The following is an 18,103-nucleotide window of genomic DNA, read 5'->3' on the forward strand; positions in this document are numbered from 1 at the left end:
GCCATCACGTGGCTATCGAATCTCGATCACGACCTTGTCGATCGAACCGACAAATTCGAATGGCGGCTGATAGTCCTTGGTCACGGGTTGTCCGGTATCAGCACCGATTCCAAACGTGTCGATCCCAAAACGGCCCCCAACGGTCGCCGACATGACGGCTGAATCGACCATTTGGTCACCGACCGAAAGCCGGACGGTCGCCCCCTTCCCGGCACCGCCGCCGTCATAATCAAAATCTACTCTGATCACTGATTTCCCATTCGGAACCGGACTATCACTTTGAATGAACGTGTGCTCTTCAAAAAAGTTGTAGTCAAAAACCGGCACACCGTCTTTCAAGTAAAGCACCATTCCGGCGGCAACCCCACCGAATCCCATGATCACACCTTCGGCCGTCGACTCATTGACATCGATGTTGGCCGTCAACGACCAACTTTGGTTTTTCATGGGCGGAGCAGCTGGCTCAGCGATCCGGGTGGCTCCTGCGTAATAAATGTACGTCTTTGACTCTTGATCCCAGCCCGGAACCGATGGCTTGGGAATGGCCAATCGACCGGCACCGCGATCATCAAACGGATAAACCGAGTTCCGTTCCGCGACTGCATTAAAAAGTTCTTGCAATTCTTCGAGTTTCTGAGGCATCTTTGCCGCCAGATCATTTGCTTCCGAAAAGTCTGATTCCAAGTTGTAAAGCTCCCAACGGTCTTGATCCCAGTTCCCCGGTGCCAAGTCTTGTCGCCAGGGGATGGTGTGCTGGGCATTGGCTTTCCAACCGTCGGCATAAATCGACCGGTTGGTAAAAATCTCAAAATATTGTTCTTGCCGGCCTTGATAGCTGGCATTGTCAAAACTTTCCACGAATGACTTACCCGCCAATGGAAGCTGCGTGATTCCATTGACCTGTTTTGGCATCGGGACGTTTGCGGCTTCCAGAATCGTCGGGACAACATCCACCAAATGCAGAAATGCATCGCGGGAACGTTCATCGGGCTGAATCTTCGCCGGCCAACTGACCACCATCGGGTTTCGGGTTCCGCCCAAGTGCGACGCCACTTGCTTGACCCACTGAAATGGGGTGTTGCCCGCCCATGCCCAGCCGACGGGATAGTGCGGCTCCGACTCGGGGCCACCCAACAAATCCAGATGTTTTGCGACTTCGTCCAGATCCGTCGGTAACCCATTCAAGTTGCGAATTTCGTTCAAAGTTCCGTCGGGCCCACCCTCGGCTGATGCTCCGTTGTCGCCAACGATGTAGATCACCATGGTATTTTCAGCGTCGGGCAACTCCTTCACCGCATCCAACAACCGTCCGATTTCGTGATCCGTAAAGGCAAAGTAGCCAGCGAAATTCTCAAACAACGCACAGTAAACGCTTTTCTGTTCTTCACTCAGGCTTTCCCATTCCGGCACCCACTCGGGACGTGGCGTCAACTGTGTTCCTTGGGGAACGATTCCCATCCGCAACTGGTTTTGGAACACCTGGTCGCGATACTTCTCCCACCCCATATCAAATTTGCCTTTGAATTGGTCACGCCAAGACGCGGTGACGTGATGGGGTGCATGCATCGCACCGGGAGCGAAATACATGAAGAATGGCTTTTCCGGGGCAACCGACTTGGCAAGCTTCATCCGAGCGATTGCGCGGTCGGTCATATCGGTCATGAAGTGGTACCTGTCGTCGGGCGTCTTGTTTGGCTCGACAGGCACCGTGTTTTCAAAAACGACCGGGTAATACTGATGGGTCTCCCCGGCATTGAAGCCATAGAAGTACTCAAAACCCATCCCCGTCGGCCAGCGATCAAAAGGACCGGCAACAGTGGTTTCCCAGTCAGGCGTGTTGTGGTTTTTTCCATACCACCATGTGTTGTACCCGTTGTGCTTCAAGACCTCCGCGATGGTTGCCGTATTCTTTGGCAGCATCGTGGAATAATTGGGAAACCCAGTGGCCCACTCCATCAAGAATCCGTTTCCACATTGGTGGTGATTCCGTCCGGTCAGCAATGCCGCACGCGAAGGCCCACAAATTGCCGTCGTGTGGAATCGATTGTATTTAATGCCCTCGGATGCCAACTCGTCCAAATTCGGTGTCGGAATCAATCCACCGAACGTGGAAGTCTGGCCAAACCCCACGTCATCCAACAGGATCAACAAAACATTGGGGGCTCCTTCTGGTGCGGCAACGGGCCCTTGCCAGTCGGACACCGAGTCTTTGTAGGTCTTGCCGATTTCTCCTTCAAACGGAGTCAAACGCATCGGCACCTTGCTGCGATCCGGATCCGTTGCTTTCAGACGCTTTTCGCCAGCAGTCAACCATCCAATCAGCAAAACGACAAACGCGACACGCACCGCAGGCGAACGAGAAGACATCACGAATCCCGATTCATGGAAGTTGACGACAGGCGGAAGTCACGCCACTGTAGCAGGCGTCCGATTGGTCCAAAACGCAACGGTGCTCGGCAAGCCAAAAATCTGCCGGCAATTTTGCACCAGTCCGGCGTGTGGCTGCATCCGAACCTCCGAAGACATGCGGTGTTCCACCGACGAATGGACGGCCCTATCCGGTCATTCTGACGGGATCACCACCGTCCGAAACGCCACGGACTGAACACGCGGTCGCTATACTACCTGGCGATAGAACGACTGAGCGTTTCCATCAGCGCGGCTCGGCCAGACCAGCGGTTGGTCTCCTTTGACATCGTGTCGTGCCAGGAACGATACAAGTGCGTCACACTGCACGCTCCGTCCCCCAGACGAGAGTCACATTGAGACTGGATCCTGCTTGGTGATTTGTTCGTCCAACGCGTGGAACGGAATTCATCTTTGAACTCAAATCGACCAACCCCAAGTCCATCCAAACAGAGGATCGTTCGCATGAAAATTGGTGATCACCATCGCGTGCTTTTCCGCACCGCCATACTGACACTTACGTCGATTGCCTGGATGGCATCGGCGTTGGCACGTCCAAACGTCATTGTCATTATGAGTGACGATCAGGGTGTCGGCGACTACGGATTCATGGGCAACGAAGTCATCAAGACTCCCGAATTGGATGCCTTGGTTCAGCATAGTGCGCTGATGAACCGATTCTACGTCAGCCCGGTCTGTGCCCCGACGAGGGCAAGCTTGATGACCGGTCGATACAACTATCGGACCCGATGCATCGACACCTATGTCGGACGCGCAATGATGGACCCGGTGGAAGTCACGATTGCAGAGTTGCTTCGTGACGCCGGTTATCAAACGGGAATCTATGGAAAGTGGCACCTGGGCGATAGTTACCCCTTAAGACCGATGGATCAAGGGTTTCAAGACTGTCTGGTGCATCGGGGCGGCGGTATCGGACAACCGTCGGATCCAATCGGCGCCGAAGGCAAATACACCGACCCGACGCTGTTGAAAAATGGGGTCGAAACCCCGATGAAAGGCTATTGCACTGACATCTACTTCGACGCCGCCATGTCGTTCATCGAATCGGCGGTCGCCGAACAGAACAGTTTCTTTGCGTACATCGCCACCAATGCGCCACACGGACCATTCCATGACGTCCCCGATGAGCTTTACAAGGAATACCTGACGGCCGATTTAAGCGAGATTTTCGTCAAGGATCTTCCTGCAAAGCGAGTGCCAGCGGAGGTCGACAAGCTTGCTCGGATTGCGGCGATGATCACCAACATCGACGAAAACGTCGGGCGGTTGTTGCGCAAGTTGGACGATCTAAAGATCCGTGACAACACGATTCTCATCTACTTGAATGACAACGGACCCAACACGCTGCGGTATGTCGGCGACATGCGGGGCATGAAAACGCATGTCGATGACGGCGGCGTACGATCACCACTGGTATTCCACTGGCCGACTGCGATCGCCGTACCAATTGTACGAGATGAATTGTGTGCCCACATCGACCTTCTACCGACGCTGATGGATGCGTGTGATGTGGACCTTCCATCGGATCTGCAAATTGACGGTCGTAGCTTTTTGCCGCTATTGATGGACGAAGAAGCAAATTGGCCAAAACGGCAAGTCGTGATCCAAGCCCACCGTGGTGATGTCCCGCAACAGTATCATCACTTCTCGCTGCACGAAGATCCGTGGAAGCTGGTCCATCCCAGCGGCTTCGGGAAAGAAACTTTTCCCGGTTCGCCCAAGCTTGAGCTTTACAACCTACGCGAAGACCCTCGACAGCAGCATGACGTATCCGACGAATTCCCCGATGTGAAAGCCCGATTGCAAAAGGCGTACGAAGCTTGGTTCGCCGACGTCAGCTCAACACGCCCGAACAATTATGCCCCGCCGCGGATCGTTATCGGAACTGACCATGAACCGACAACCGTCTTGACCCGACAAGACTGGCGTCACACCAAAGGCCGAGCTTGGGCGGCCGATTCCAACGGGTTCTGGCTGTTGGAAAGTATGAAACCCGGCACCTACGACGTTGAATTGGTTTTCACCGACGCGCAAAACTCCGGTCAGGCCACGATACGAGCAGGCGACCACGCAGAAAAACTAATCATTCAGCAAGGAAAACGACGCGGTCACAAAATCCGAATGGCTTTGCCTGGCGGGAAGTTCTCGTTTTCCGTTGACGTCGTCTTTGGTGCCACGAATCAGGGCCCCCATCAGGTGATAATCCAGCGGTTTAGCACACCTTGACGGTCGGGCTCGGCGAAACGCCTGGATCACGAACGTGCAAAGCTTGGATCACGCCAATTTCGCAATTGTGATTTTTGCTGTCCAAGCCGCGTGAACGGCTAGAGACGCGATTCGCGTTTGGCTTTTCCAAATTTTGCCGCAGCGATCAACCAAAAAGGTGCGATGATGATGCATCCGATGACCGCGGTCGCCGATCCCAGCTTGGACGCTCGTTCGGACAACTCACGATTGGATAGCCCCTGGCCGTCCAACCACATCATGACCAGGACGCCAACAATCAGCATCAATGGCAGGACGATCGCAGTGACGATCAACGGTAACTTGAAGAATTTTACCACCCAAGCCTCCTCAATAAACGAGACGGACTCCAAACGTGGCCTATCTTAACAATCTGGCCTGTGATCCGTGCGCCACACACACAAAAACCTGTGAGTTGGCCAGGTCATCAATAGAGAACGCTTTGGATCACCATCACCAGCGTGTGGTGACGAAGAAGGAGGTTACCGTCTTCGCGGTAGCTACTTGGCAGGCGATTCGCGTAGAAGAGAATCCATGAATGTAAGGACGGCATCGTTGTACGACGTCTCGTCGAATTTTTCGTCCCCGTGCACGGCTCCCTCCACGATCACCAAACGACTTTGCACACCATGCTTTTGAAGTAATGACAAAAGCAACTCGGACTGGTCCAGTGGCACTCGCTTGTCCTGATCGCCATGGAAGATCAAAAACGGTGGCGATTCAGGATCGATATGCGTCGACGGCGATGCCAACCGCGCCGATTCAGGTCGAAGCCGCGGCGAATGCCCCAACAACCTTGCTTCGGGCGAACGATCGGAACTCAGGTCAACCGCATCTCGCTTGCCCTGCAATTTCAGCAAGTCAATGGGACCATAGAAATCAACGACACCCATAATGTGGACATCGGACGAATCGTAGCCGCTGGAAAAGCCGGGAATGCCCTTGGCATGAGTCACGCCGACCAGGGTCGCCAAGTGCCCACCTGCCGAAGATCCCATCAAAATGAGAGAGCCGACATCAAGGTTGTACTGATCTCGGTTCCGGTGCAGAAAGGCGATCGCATCATTGCAGTCGACTACTTGTGCCGGGAACGTCGCTTGCCCCGAAAGACGATACTCGATGGAGACGAATGCAACGCCACGACGAAGCACGCGGGCAACCAATTGATCGAAGCGTCGAAGATCGCGGGCTTTATTGCCACGCATCCACGCACCACCGTGAATCCAAACAGCAACCGGTGTTTTTTCCAACTCGCTTTTCGCCGGCAAAAGCAAGTCAAGCTTTAACTCCAATCCATCCACTTCTTTGAACAACACATCGGAAACGTAGCGGACGCCGCGAGGCAGTTTGCCTTCAATGAACTGCCGATCCAAAACTGTCGGCCCTTCGTCACTCCCTCCACCACCTCGACTCCTGCCACCTTCACGGGCGCCATTTCCCCTGGAACGACCGCGGAGCACCGGGCCGGTGTCACTGTTGTCATCGAATGACGTTTGGTCTGCGACTGTGATCGGCGGCGCGTTATCGGCCGATTGCGATGAACAGACCGTCGACGTCAGCGTGAAAAAAAGGCTGCCCAGCAAGGCGGACGAAAACCGGAAAGTCGATTGCATGGTGGCTATTTGGCTTTGAAGGCAAGGCCGCGAAATTACTGAAGGCGACAAATACCGCGAAGTCGGTTGGGAGGGACAGCGACGTTAAAAACGCTGGGAAAAGCGCCAACTTGTCCCTGGGCCTGCTGCGATTTCACTGTTGGGAAAGTGACAGACGATGGTCGAAACGAAGAAATCCAAAGACGGGGCTTGTGTCCTAGGGTGAAAACCGCAATCTTGTTGAGAACGACTCGCAATAGCACCCAGCGAGAATGATCTTTAGCCAGCCACGGGCCCGTTTTAGGGTCTTTTAGCCAGCCACGTTACGTTCGGCCTGAACGGGTGCCACGCTTCGATTCGGCAATTGCCGACAGGCCCTAACCACAAGTGCGCTACTCCTTTCACGAGGCTGGTCAATTCGATGTACCGTTTGCAAAGCAACCGATCGACGCTCCCCTGTTTCCCGTCCCCCGCTCTCACCGGGGAAAAAACACTTCAATCTTCGACTGTGGGTGTGAATCAATCGGGCTTCACTCTCGTCGAATTGCTGGTCGTCATTGCGATCGTTGGTGTCCTGGTGGGACTACTTTTGCCGGCGGTGCAATCGGCGCGTGAGGCGGCACGATCGATGCAGTGCAGCAACAACCTAAAGCAGATCGGACTTGCCTTGCACAACTACGCCTCGGCGTTCAAAGGGGCCTTTCCGAACAACGGCTACTCTTGGCCCGGCGGCTATCCGAGCGATTATTCGCCCCATGCCAAGCTGTTGCCGTTCATGGAACAGTCCAATCTTCAAGACTTGATCGATTTCAACATCTACATGGGGCACCCTGCCCGCGCGGATTTACCCGTCGAGTTACACGTCGCGGCTGGTACGCGTGTCTCAACGTTCGAGTGCCCCAGCGATATTGGTTCTAGTTTGCATGATTTGGAAATGCCCTCGGGCCAGACGATCCAAATCGCGGGTACCAGCTACAGCATGAACCAGGGCAGTGGCCTAGACGGCGTCTTTCACCCGGGAAACGGCACGCCTTCGGACGGACTGTGTTGGGTTGATGCTCGCGTTCGCTTTCGCGACATCATTGACGGAACATCCAATACCATCGTTTTTGCTGAATCAACCATCGGGGCCGGTGCTGAATCGACCGATCCCACAGCGATGATGGACGTTCGCGGTTACCGCGCCGCCACCACCACTTCATTCAATGATTCATTGCTGGCTGCCGCTGAAGACAAAGACGATGAACTGATCACCGCATCGATCCGAAACTGGTCGGGCGATCGGAATCATTATTGGCTGCGTGGCAGCGTGCCTAACGGCCCGGTCATGAATGGATTCTTGACGCCCAACAGCGTGATTCCCGATCTGTCCTATCGATCATCCAAACTGACCGGCCCTCGAAGCTATCACACAGGACTTGTGAAGGTCCTAATGGCTGATGGCAGCGTCAACAACGTCACCGATTCCATTGACAAGGATGCCTGGCACGCAAGCTGGACGCGACACGGACGCGAAGTTCAAACCATATCCTCAGCGCAGTAAATGACCGCTTCGATTGGCACATCATCATTAGGCCCCGAGCCGTCTGGCAAAAAGAACTCCTCCATGTCCTGGTCACGTACCATCATCGCATGGCATTGGATCAGTTCAGCCGTCAGCCTGTTCGGCATGCTGTTGTTTGCAATCACCGGCATCACACTGAACCATGCTTCGCAGATCGAAACGACGCCGTCGGTTCGTCAGTCCCAACTCGAGCTGCCCCAAGACTTGCATGCGCTGCTTGCTGAACAGGACATCGACGGGGCTGCCGCAATTCCTCGGGAAATTGCGGCATGGCTGCGAGATGAACTTGACGTACCGATCGGATCTCGCGCCGCAGACTGGTCTGATAACGAACTTTACTTGTCGATGCCCGGCCCGGGTTCGGACGCTTGGCTGGCCATCGATCGCGAAACTGGCGACGTCGAATTTGAACAGACCCAACGTGGTTGGATCTCATACTTTAACGACCTACACAAAGGGCGGAACACCGGCGCCGCATGGAAGTGGGTCTTGGATCTTTATGCCCTTGCGACGCTGGTGTTTTGCATTACCGGGCTGCTGCTTTTGTTACAGCATGCTCCACGCCGGAAACTGACTTGGCCGATGGTCGGCTTGGGCATTGCTGCACCAATGCTTGTGGCCATCCTGTTGATTCATTGATTCCCTGTTACCCCGTCGAGATGTCATGCCATCCATTCGATGCACCGCCATCCTGTTCTTACTCGCTTCACTGCCAAGTTATGCGGATGAATCCGGAGGCAAGTTCGCCGTTTCGATAGAAATACCACGACTGAACGTCTCCGAGTATCACCGACCGTATGTTGCCGTCTGGATTCAGGACGAAAACAAACAGGCGGTTGCCAACTTGGCCGTTTGGTACCAAATGAAACGATCTTCCGAAGGGGGCGGAACCAAATGGTTGCCAGATTTGCGACAGTGGTGGAGACGATCGGGCCGAAGTCTGGACATGCCCGTTGATGGCGTTTCGGGGGCAACTCGCCCGGCGGGGAAGCATTCGATTGAATTGGCCTTGGACGAAAAACGGCTGACCAATCTGTCCCCAGGAAAATACAGCGTGATGATCGAAGCATCGCGGGAAGTCGGGGGACGGGAACTCCTTGAACTACCGTTCGATTGGCCTGCGACGACCGGCCAATCGGCACAGTCAACAGGCAAAGAAGAACTGGGCGTCGCCGCATTAAAAATCCAACCTTCGAAATAGCGTTTTCCGTACTTTCTACCAGCAGTTTTCAGGAGCTTCTGATGCATCGTTTCCTACTTACCATTCTTGCCGCCGGATGCCTGATTCCAATCACAGCATCTGCACACAAGACATGGTTGCTTCCCTCGCAGACGGTATTTTCCGGCAATGATCCATGGCTTACCGTTGACGCCGCGGTATCCAATGACCTGTTCTATTTCAACCATTTCCCATTGGGGCTGGAAGGCTTGCAGATCACGGCACCCGACGGAAATTCCGTTGAACCTGAAAACGCTGCACAGCTGAAATACCGCAGCGTCTTTGATGTGCCACTGACTCAACGGGGCACCTATCGAATTGCACGCGTCAGCAATGGCGTCTTCGCCGGATACGAATTGAATGGTGAACGAAAGCGATGGCGTGGAAAGCCGGAATCCATGGCAACCGAGATCCCGAAAGAAGCCACCAATTTACGGGTGACTGAAAGCGTTAGTCGAATCGAGACGTTTGTCAGCAACGGACCACTGACAACGGAAAATCTTCAGCCGACTGGCAATGGCATTGAATTGGTTCCCATAACACACCCAAACGATTTGTTCGAAGGGGAACAGGCAACCTTTCGCCTGGTCGTCAACGCGGAGCCATCCAAAGGGCTGGAAGTCACCATCTTGCGTGGAGGAACTCGTTATCGTAACGCACAGGATGAGATCCACGTGACCACGGACGCGAACGGTGAATTTCAAATCACGTGGCCGAAACCTGGCATGTACTGGATCGAAACCAGCATCCAGGATTCACACACCAGTGTGGATCAAGCGAATTCGCGCCGCCTGGGCTACACCGCCACCCTGGAAGTCCTTCCACAGTGATCGATCGAACTCATTTAACGATGGAATCGTGATCGCACGCCATCCGTGGCATGCCGGACATTTTGTCTTCACAGCCGTTTCGAACTTCGTCTTTCGTCAATGATGCTGTTTCATTGGAATTCCAAACGAGTCAACGGTACCCTGTTGCTGATCCTATCGGTGATTGCACTGGGACTTGCCTATTGGAATGAAGGTCCATGGCTGGTCGCGACACCGATGTCCGACCGCATTTCGTTGGCCATTGGGGTTGCCGCGGTCTACCTCGCAACCCTTGGATGGTTCCTCGCCAGTTTTTCTTCGACACCATCCAAGGCCTCCGGTAAATTGGCCTTACAGGCTCGCGTGGACGCACGTGTCATCTATGCCACCGAAACCGGATTCGCAAAAGAACTATCTCAACAAACAGTTTCGCGGCTACGGAAAAGCTTTCCGAATTTGGAAATGCTACCCATCGATGCCGTATCTATTGATTCGCTTGCCAATGCGTCCACGGTTTTCTTTATTGCAAGCACCGCGGGTGAAGGCGAACCGCCTGGGCATGCGGTCGACTTTTCTTTGGAAGTGATGGGGCGTCCCCAACCACTGACATCGCTGCGATACGCGTTGCTGGCTTTGGGTGACAGCAGTTACGACGAATACTGCGCCTTTGGTCGTCAATTGGATCAATGGCTGCAATCAAGCGGGGCAAGTCGCATGTTCAAGACCATCGATGTGGACGACGGCGACGACAAAGCTGTCAATCAATGGTTCAGCGAAGTCGCCAAGATTCACGCGTAAAGCGGCCAGGCTCCGGTTGCCGATCATTGCCAGCGGATCATTCGGTGGTTTGATGCGAAAACAAACCAAACGTGTCGGCCAGAACGTGACACCAACGTTCCCGCGGCCACGCACTGTAGGGCTGGTATCCCTCCATCTTTAGCCGTCCGGAACGGATACAATTAGTGGGCTTAACATTGATCCCACGCTATCGTTCAGGTCTGCTCCATGGTCGTGACTCGTTCCTATTTGTCCAAGCTTGCGTTACTTCTTGGTGTCTTTGTCCAAACCGGATTGTCGCACGGACAAGCGTCCGATTCCGTGTTGGATGCCAAAACCCTGGAAACCATCACACTAACGTTTCGGGGCCCCGATACATCCGAAACAGCCGAAGAGAACCCGTTCACCGATACACGCTTGCTGGTCAAACTAAAACACGAAGACCAGGAGTTGATCGTCCGGGGCTTCTATGCGGCGGACGGAACTGCCGCAGAAACGAGCGCTGACAGCGGGCGAATCTGGCAATGCCGCGTCGCCTTGGACCAACCGGGCGACTGGACCTATGAAGCCAGTTTACGGCGGGGTGATTGGATCGCGATCCGATCCGATCCCGATACCGGCACGGAGTTGCCGTTGGATTCCAGCAGCGGTCGAATTCGGGTTTCCGATTGGCCGACCGATGACGACGTCGATTTTCGTCGCCGTGGCCGCATCGTTGCCGACGGTCACTATTTCCGAATGTCCCCCGGCGGTGAGGTCTTTCTGAAGTGCGGTGCAAATTCGCCGGAAAATTTGTTGGCCTACGCGGACTTTGATGACACCTATCGGATGGCAAAAAGTGAAAACCGTGGCGAAGCAAAGACGACCAAGGACCTGCATCAATTCACGGCACACTTGACCGACTGGAACTCAGGGGACCCGACCTGGCAAGACGGCAAGGGGAAGTCACTGATCGGCGCGTTCAATTACCTGTCCCAGGTGGGAATGAATTCGTGCTACTTCCTAACAATGAACATCGGCGGCGATGGGAAAGACGTGTGGCCCTACCGTTCACCGGACGACTTTTCACGCTTTGACTGTAGCAAGTTGGACCAGTGGGAGATTGTCTTCGAACACATGCAACAAAAAGGGATTTTGCTGCACATCGTTACCCAAGAAACGGAGAACGAGACCCTGCTTGATGAGGGCGACACCGGACAATTTCGACAACTGTATTACCACGAATTGATCTCTCGCTTTGCCCATCACCCGGCGGTTGTCTGGAACCTGGGTGAAGAAAACGGCCCGGCAAACTTTTCGCCGATCGGGCAAACGACTCAACAAGAAATGGCAATGTCCGACTTTTTCGCCGGTGCGGATCCCTATGACCACCCGGTATTGATTCACTCGCACGCCGCCCGCGATGCCCAGGAACACATCCTGAAACCACTGTTGGGTCATGACACGCTTGACGGCGTTTCGTTGCAAGTAAGCGATCCCCAACGGGTCCATTCGGATGTATTGAAATGGCGACGTTTGTCGACCGAGTCAGGACACCCATGGATTCAATCCATGGATGAAATCGGCCCTGCTAAACGAGGTGCCGTTCCCGATGCCGACGATCCAATGCACGACCAAGTACGCGGCCCTGTACTATGGGGGAGCCTGATGGCCGGTGCGTCCGGCGTCGAATGGTACTTCGGCTATGAATACGACCATAACGATCTGATGGCGGAAGATTGGCGTTCACGGGAATCCCTATGGCAACAGACCCGAATTGCTAAAGAGTTTTTCGAATCCAAACTCCCGTTGATGGATTGTTCCAACGACGATGCCTTGATCGTTCGAGGCAACGGTTACTGCCTGTGCAAACCGGGAGACCTTTACGTGATCTACCGACCGGCCAAGGAATCTGAACCGGAGTTGGCCATCGACCTTCCCGATTCGGAACACTCCTACCGTATACAATGGTTGGATCCGCGAAACGGTGGCAAATTGCAAACCGGAACCGTCAAATCTGTCGAAGGGGGCCAGTCGCAAGGCATCGGCCTGCCACCAAACCAACCTGATCGGGATTGGGTGATCTTGGTTCGACGAGACGCCTGATAGAAGACAGCCGTGTGCATGGGCATCGAACAGCACCGGCAATCCATTGCGGGACCACCATTCCGGGAATCTGCCCCCAAAGAAAGCCATGATGAAACGATTGCCCAACCGTCGGCCGATCTTTTGGATTGCCTGCTGCTTCCTGTTGGCGATCATCGCACCGACGCTGTTGGCGCAGGAGGTCGTTTTCCGGCCGGTCGCTTATCCCCGTGCACTTCGAAATCCGTTGAAAGGATTCACTTCAGGAAGCGAATGGCAGACGTTGCAACACACCTACATTCGTTGGAACGAGTTGGAGGATGATGAATCGGACGGCATCGATCGGATCATTGCGATATCGAATCAAAAATGGGATGGCTTTGAGGAAAAGAACATCAAAGCGATTCCACGGGTTTACTTGCACTGGGAAAAGGAAGACCAGTACTTTTGGCCCTCCGACATGTCCGCCGGTGACTACACCAGTCCGCAGTTTGAAAAGCGACTCCTGCGGCTGATCAAGCGGTTGGGTCAGTGCTGGAACAACGATCCACGAGTCGCATTCGTCGAACTGGGAATCTTTGGAAAATGGGGCGAGCAACATTCCCCATCCCCCACGTCCAGAATGCAATCAATCGCGGCGGACGCCTTTCGAGAAGCATTTCCGGACAAATTGGTATCGGTCCGACATCCCTGGTCGGAATTTCAAAGCCAACCGTTCGGTGCGTACTGGGATTCGTGGGCGCACATCCAACAAATGTGGCCGCACGGAAACGCGATCGCAAAGCTAAATCAGAATGGCCGATGGAAACACGCCTACATTGGTGGCGAGGTGGCTTACAACTGGGGCGACTACCAAAATCAACCGGGCAGTTCGCCCACCGATTCAGTGGTCGATCCGATTCACCGCAACCACGTGATCAACAGCATACGTTGGCTGCATTGCACCCAACTGAAGTGGATTGCGAAGTATGATCCCGACGCCCCGGGGGCGAACGCCGGTGCTGAAGAAGTTCAAAAGGCACTGGGCTATCGTTTCGTCATCGAAGAAGCAAGTTTTTCCGTCGCGGGCGCTCAACTGGACGTTTCCCTAAAGGTGCGCAACGAGGGCTCCGCTCCCTTTTACTACGCTTGGCCATTGGAAATCTCGCTACTTGATCTGAATACCCAAAAGCCTGTTTGGAAACAAATTTTTACGAACGTCGATCTGCGGTCGTGGCTCCCTGGGGATCAATGGACGCCTCCGATCTGGAACACCAGCGACGATTGGCCGGGAGTTGCTGGGACCTGGGAATCGAAAACGACCCAATGGAAAATCCCACCAAAGACGATTCCCGTGAAACAGACGTTTTCACTTCCTGCGACGACGGGGTCGTATGCCCTGGCGATAGCCATTTTGGATCCCGCAAATGGTGAACCAGCGGTCCGCTTCGCCAACACAAATCACTGGGTCGGCGGAAGACATCCCCTGGGCATCATCGACTTGGATGATCGAAAAGCGAAGCCACTAGCCATCGAAACACCGTTCGATGACCCTTACTACGACCACAGCCTTCACTACGCCCAACCATAAATGCCATCGATTGGAAAAGCCGATGGGTGCGATTTCGACCAAAGGCGACAATGCCAGCCCTAGCGTTGAAACTGGCGGATGAAACCTCGATCAATTCGATTTTTCAGCCACAAGCACCATCGGGAATGAATCGTCCAACCGCGATACTCCAACATTGCTTTCCCGTCGCCGGTATTCAACAGCTTTAAGAAATCATTCTGCGGCTGAAATTCCTTCAGAGTGTGGCCGCCGAGAAAAGCGCGGATGTTGTGCCACAACACCGGACTCTGCCGGACGGCATAGACACCAGCCTTGGGATGTGGCGAATCCACCACGGTTCCACAATCCCCCACGGCAAACACGGCAGGGTCGCCCGTTGATTGCAGAGTCTTCTGGGTGGAAATGAAACCTCGCGAATCGGTTGGAAGCCCCAGCGATCGAATGACGTGAGGCGGCGCGGCCCCGGTCGCCCAAACCACAATGTCGGCGTCAAAAGGACTTTCATCATTTACAACGACTTTGCCGGTCTGGACATTGGTCACCCGAGCGTTGGCGACGACATTAATTCCACGATTCGCCAGCAACACTTCCAATCGCTTGACGCTCTGCCGCGACATTCCGCTTGCAACGTGTTCATCGGCACAAAAGATCTGAAGTTGTGCCGACGATTGGGACGAACGCAAACGTATCCACTGGTCAAGGCAGAAGGCGATTTCCACACTCGCAACTCCGCCACCAACGATGGCGATCGATGGCGTCCTTGCAGCACGATCAAGGTCCAGTGCCCGGTGCAAGCGAGACAGAAACGTCTGCATCGGTTTGATGGGAACAAAGCCCGACACATCCGTGTAGTTTTCACACCCCGCCGGGATGGAACCAACACCGATCGACAGCACGTCGTAACGCAAACGATCTCCACCGTCCAACTGCAACTCTTTTGCTATCGCGTCCATCGCGACCACGTTGCCGACGACCAGACTACCCCCAGCATCGTCCACCAAACGACGCAAATCGATTTGCATCTGATCAGGGCGGAATTGCCCACCCAAGGTTCCGGGCAGCATTCCGGAGTACGTCGCTTGGTCAAACTTTGAAACGCAGACCAATTCCACGTCGGGCAACGGATGATCCATCCAATGCCGGACGAAATCGGCATTGGTGTGACCGATGCCCAACAAAACAATCCGGCGAACAGTCAATGCAAACGTACTCTTGAAGCACAGGGACCAACGAAGTCTCGTTCATTGTATCCGGTACAAATGGGACCGGATTCAACACGCCGACACACGCTGCTTTGGACTGATCAATCCTTGACGATCGATTGGCCCGACAACGATGGCAGCCTTGGAAGACTGATTTCCGGAAACGGCCCCTCGGTTGCTTCCAAGAAGCGTACCAAGTCGGTGACGTCCCGTTCGTCCAAATCCATATCCAACTGACTTACAGCCATCACACGAACGGCCTCAGCCAACGTCGGCACTCGACCATTGTGCATGTAAGGGGCTGTCAGTGAAATATTCCGCAGCGTCGGTGTTTTGAACATATTTTCGTCCAACGCCTCCTCGGTCAGTGCGCCACGCCCTGTGTCGGAAGCCAAGTCATACTTTGTCACCAGCGGCGAATCGACATACCGCGGAAACTCCGCGTATTCGATCTCTTCGCCGGGGGTCCATCCGTTAAGGGCGGGTCCGCCATGGCACTCGGTGCACCCGACGCCATCGAACAGTTCCATGCCGCGTTTTTGGGCGGGCATCAACGCGGTTGCATCGCCCTGTAGGTATCGGTCCAGGGCAGAGTCTGGGGTGATCAACGTACGCTCGAATGCTGCGATCGCATCCACCGCTAATTCAATGGTGACACCTTCGTCGGATCCATACACGCTGGCAAATTCGTCGACGTACTGCGGTATCTTACGAATACGCTGAAGCACTTGATCATGGTGTGCCATGCCCATTTCAACGTCCGCAACCAGCGGACCTTTGGCCTGTTCTTCCAGCGTCGGGGCTCGACCGTCCCAGAACTGCGCTTCTTGAAAAGCCGAATTCCAAACCGTCGGCGCATTTCTTGCTCCGGTCAGCCCGTGCACGCCCATGGAACTGATGCGACCGTCATCGCCACCTTCCATCAGATTGTGGCAAGTATTGCAAGAAACGGTACCGGTCACCGACAGACGCGGATCAAAGTACAGTTTCTTTCCCAGTTGCACTTTCGCAACGGTATCTGATGATAAGGCTGCGGAATCGGGCAGCGGTTCTAAGTCTTGGGCAAAGGCTGCTGTGGAAAAAGCGCCCGCCATCAAAGCCAAACCACAATACGCCACGGCGCGAACGGACATGCACCGAGCCAAGGTTTCCATCGTTTCTTTTTCTTTCATCATCAATCAAAGTTGTCAGGTTTGTTCTGTCGGTGGGTAAGCCCTGACGATCACACGGGCACAGATTTGTCTTGTGTGGTTGTGGGCAAGCCCGCGGATTTCCAAGCCATGTAACCACCTGTTAGGTTCGTCACCTTTTTAATCCCCGCTGCTTGCAGCACGCTCGCGGCGATCGCAGATCGGGCCCCGCTGCGACATTGCACCACGACAGGCTGATCCGCCGAGACGGATGTGACCGTGTCCGGCAAGCGTCCTAGAAAATGATGGCGTGCGTTTTCAATGTGACCGGCATTCCATTCATCCGCCGATCGCACATCCAGCAAAGTGACCTTGCCGGACAACACCGCTTCGCTCAGTTGATCAACGGATTGATTGCGATAGGATTCCGAAGCGTGCCCGCCGACGATCAACTCTCTTGCATCAAAACCACCGGCGATCTGATCGCATCCGATCTTGTGTAATACCCTGGCGGCTTCCTCAAGCGTTTCTTCGCCGGTGATCAAATAGGTCGGCTTTGCATAGTCCAACAACCACCCCGCCCATCCCGCAAGCATGCCGACGGGAATGTTGATTGATCCAGGAACGTGTGCTTCGGCGAAGGCATCGGCGGAACGCAGATCGACCACATTTCCCGTTGCAATGGCGTCTTCTATCTTGGACGCCGACAACATCTGATGCCGGTGGTCAGGGCCAAGAACTTTCGGGCCTTCTTTGTTGACGCGTTTCATTACCGCAAAGTACTTTGGCGCCTCCGGTTGATCCGCCAGGATGTACCGTACGAATTCCTGTTCGTCTTGATACTGCAGCGCCGGATTGAACCGTTTTTCGTACCCGACGGTCGACGACGGGATCGCGCCCAATCCTTTTCCGCAAGCGCTGCCCGCCCCGTGTGCCGGCCATACCTGCAGATAGTCGGGCAATGCACGAAACCGTTCGATCGATGCGAACAGATCACGAGCACCGGGTTCCGCGGTGTCCGCGATTCCTGCGGCTTCCTCCAAAAGATCGGGCCGTCCGATCGACCCCACGAACACGAAATCCCCGGTGAAAATCCCCATCGGCAGATCAGCCCCACCGCCCATGTCGGTCAGCAAAAAGGACAGACTTTCGGGCGTGTGTCCGGGCGTGTGCATGACTGTGAACTTCAGATTGCCGATCAAAAATTCATCGCCGTCGTGAAGCAGTTGATGGTCATACTGGGAAGCGTATTGATACTTCCAATCGCTGGGCCCTTCGTCGGAAACGTACAGCTTCGCATTGACTCGTTCCGCAAGTTCACGCGCGCCCGAAACATAGTCCGCATGGATGTGCGTTTCGGCGATCGCCGTGATCTCCATGCCCTCGGATTTGGCAGCGGCCAGATACTGTTCGATATCACGCCCTGGATCGACAATCAGAGCAACGTTGGCTCGTTGACACCCGACCAGATACGAGGCATGAGCCAGCTTGTCATCATAAAAATATTTCAACAACACCTTGGACAC

At 54.5% G+C, this 18,103-nt stretch carries 14 protein-coding genes; 8 read left to right on the plus strand and 6 right to left on the minus strand.

Translation table 11 applies throughout. From position 1 onward, the window contains the following. Nucleotides 1–12 precede the first annotated feature (12 nt). Nucleotides 13–2,253 (minus strand): arylsulfatase, encoded by a 2,241-nt coding sequence (locus Mal65_RS20915; RefSeq protein ID WP_390621983.1) that lies wholly within the window; start codon nucleotides 2,251–2,253, stop codon nucleotides 13–15. A gap of 618 nt (nucleotides 2,254–2,871) precedes the next feature. Here Mal65_RS20915 and Mal65_RS20920 point away from each other — a divergent pair. Then, nucleotides 2,872–4,653, plus strand: coding sequence for an arylsulfatase (locus Mal65_RS20920; protein WP_145302120.1), 1,782 nt, complete (start codon nucleotides 2,872–2,874; stop codon nucleotides 4,651–4,653). A gap of 98 nt (nucleotides 4,654–4,751) precedes the next feature. Here Mal65_RS20920 and Mal65_RS20925 read toward each other — a convergent pair whose 3' ends face one another. Both Mal65_RS20925 and Mal65_RS20930 read right to left on the minus strand, forming a co-directional pair. Next, nucleotides 4,752–4,991, minus strand: a complete 240-nt coding sequence (locus tag Mal65_RS20925; RefSeq protein ID WP_145302123.1) for a hypothetical protein — start codon at nucleotides 4,989–4,991, stop codon at nucleotides 4,752–4,754. 180 nt (nucleotides 4,992–5,171) lie between these two features. Next, nucleotides 5,172–6,044, minus strand: coding sequence for an alpha/beta hydrolase (locus tag Mal65_RS20930; RefSeq protein WP_231131197.1), 873 nt, complete (start codon nucleotides 6,042–6,044; stop codon nucleotides 5,172–5,174). A gap of 733 nt (nucleotides 6,045–6,777) precedes the next feature. Between Mal65_RS20930 and Mal65_RS20935 the strand changes: the two genes are divergently transcribed. From Mal65_RS20935 to Mal65_RS20965, 7 genes are all read left to right on the plus strand, one after another. After that, nucleotides 6,778–7,806: a DUF1559 domain-containing protein gene (locus tag Mal65_RS20935; RefSeq protein ID WP_231131198.1), complete on the plus strand. Its 1,029-nt coding sequence runs from the start codon at nucleotides 6,778–6,780 to the stop codon at nucleotides 7,804–7,806. A 63-nt stretch (nucleotides 7,807–7,869) separates the two neighbouring features. Further along, entirely contained in the window at nucleotides 7,870–8,466 is a 597-nt protein-coding gene (locus Mal65_RS20940) for a PepSY-associated TM helix domain-containing protein (protein WP_145302132.1), read from the plus strand. A 25-nt stretch (nucleotides 8,467–8,491) separates the two neighbouring features. Continuing rightward, nucleotides 8,492–9,028, plus strand: coding sequence for a DUF2271 domain-containing protein (locus Mal65_RS20945; RefSeq protein WP_145302134.1), 537 nt, complete (start codon nucleotides 8,492–8,494; stop codon nucleotides 9,026–9,028). A 41-nt stretch (nucleotides 9,029–9,069) separates the two neighbouring features. Then, a complete protein-coding gene (locus Mal65_RS20950) occupies nucleotides 9,070–9,876 on the plus strand; it encodes a DUF4198 domain-containing protein (RefSeq protein WP_145302137.1) in 807 nt (268 codons plus the stop codon). 99 nt (nucleotides 9,877–9,975) lie between these two features. Next, complete coding sequence (locus Mal65_RS20955; protein ID WP_145302140.1) at nucleotides 9,976–10,653, plus strand: flavodoxin domain-containing protein; 678 nt, start codon at nucleotides 9,976–9,978, stop codon at nucleotides 10,651–10,653. A 207-nt stretch (nucleotides 10,654–10,860) separates the two neighbouring features. Then, nucleotides 10,861–12,717, plus strand: a complete 1,857-nt coding sequence (locus Mal65_RS20960; protein WP_145302143.1) for a DUF5060 domain-containing protein — start codon at nucleotides 10,861–10,863, stop codon at nucleotides 12,715–12,717. 88 nt (nucleotides 12,718–12,805) lie between these two features. Continuing rightward, nucleotides 12,806–14,266, plus strand: a complete 1,461-nt coding sequence (locus tag Mal65_RS20965) for a DUF4832 domain-containing protein (RefSeq protein WP_145302146.1) — start codon at nucleotides 12,806–12,808, stop codon at nucleotides 14,264–14,266. Between the two features lie 59 nt (nucleotides 14,267–14,325). Here the strand turns inward: Mal65_RS20965 and Mal65_RS20970 are convergent, their stop codons facing one another. The 3 genes from Mal65_RS20970 to Mal65_RS20980 all read right to left on the minus strand — a co-directional run bounded on the left by Mal65_RS20970 (nucleotide 14,326) and on the right by Mal65_RS20980 (nucleotide 18,094). Further along, nucleotides 14,326–15,444: a slr1591 family oxidoreductase gene (locus tag Mal65_RS20970; RefSeq protein ID WP_145302149.1), complete on the minus strand. Its 1,119-nt coding sequence runs from the start codon at nucleotides 15,442–15,444 to the stop codon at nucleotides 14,326–14,328. A gap of 104 nt (nucleotides 15,445–15,548) precedes the next feature. Further along, a complete protein-coding gene (locus tag Mal65_RS20975) occupies nucleotides 15,549–16,622 on the minus strand; it encodes a cytochrome-c peroxidase (RefSeq protein ID WP_231131199.1) in 1,074 nt (357 codons plus the stop codon). 47 nt (nucleotides 16,623–16,669) lie between these two features. After that, complete coding sequence (locus tag Mal65_RS20980) at nucleotides 16,670–18,094, minus strand: MBL fold metallo-hydrolase (protein ID WP_145302152.1); 1,425 nt, start codon at nucleotides 18,092–18,094, stop codon at nucleotides 16,670–16,672. Nucleotides 18,095–18,103 lie beyond the last annotated feature (9 nt).

It is taken from the genome of Crateriforma conspicua (assembly GCF_007752935.1).
Taxonomy (GTDB): domain Bacteria; phylum Planctomycetota; class Planctomycetia; order Pirellulales; family Pirellulaceae; genus Crateriforma; species Crateriforma conspicua.

Coding starts and splice junctions, on each gene's coding strand:
- Mal65_RS20945 (WP_145302134.1), top strand. CDS start 8,492: ATGCCATCCATTCGATGCACCGCCATCCTGTTCTTACTCGCTTCACTG.
- Mal65_RS20915 (WP_390621983.1), bottom strand. CDS start 2,253: ATGCGTTTGACTCCGTTTGAAGGAGAAATCGGCAAGACCTACAAAGAC.
- Mal65_RS20975 (WP_231131199.1), bottom strand. CDS start 16,622: ATGATGAAAGAAAAAGAAACGATGGAAACCTTGGCTCGGTGCATGTCC.
- Mal65_RS20940 (WP_145302132.1), top strand. CDS start 7,870: ATGTCCTGGTCACGTACCATCATCGCATGGCATTGGATCAGTTCAGCC.
- Mal65_RS20960 (WP_145302143.1), top strand. CDS start 10,861: ATGGTCGTGACTCGTTCCTATTTGTCCAAGCTTGCGTTACTTCTTGGT.
- Mal65_RS20955 (WP_145302140.1), top strand. CDS start 9,976: ATGATGCTGTTTCATTGGAATTCCAAACGAGTCAACGGTACCCTGTTG.
- Mal65_RS20920 (WP_145302120.1), top strand. CDS start 2,872: ATGAAAATTGGTGATCACCATCGCGTGCTTTTCCGCACCGCCATACTG.
- Mal65_RS20965 (WP_145302146.1), top strand. CDS start 12,806: ATGATGAAACGATTGCCCAACCGTCGGCCGATCTTTTGGATTGCCTGC.
- Mal65_RS20950 (WP_145302137.1), top strand. CDS start 9,070: ATGCATCGTTTCCTACTTACCATTCTTGCCGCCGGATGCCTGATTCCA.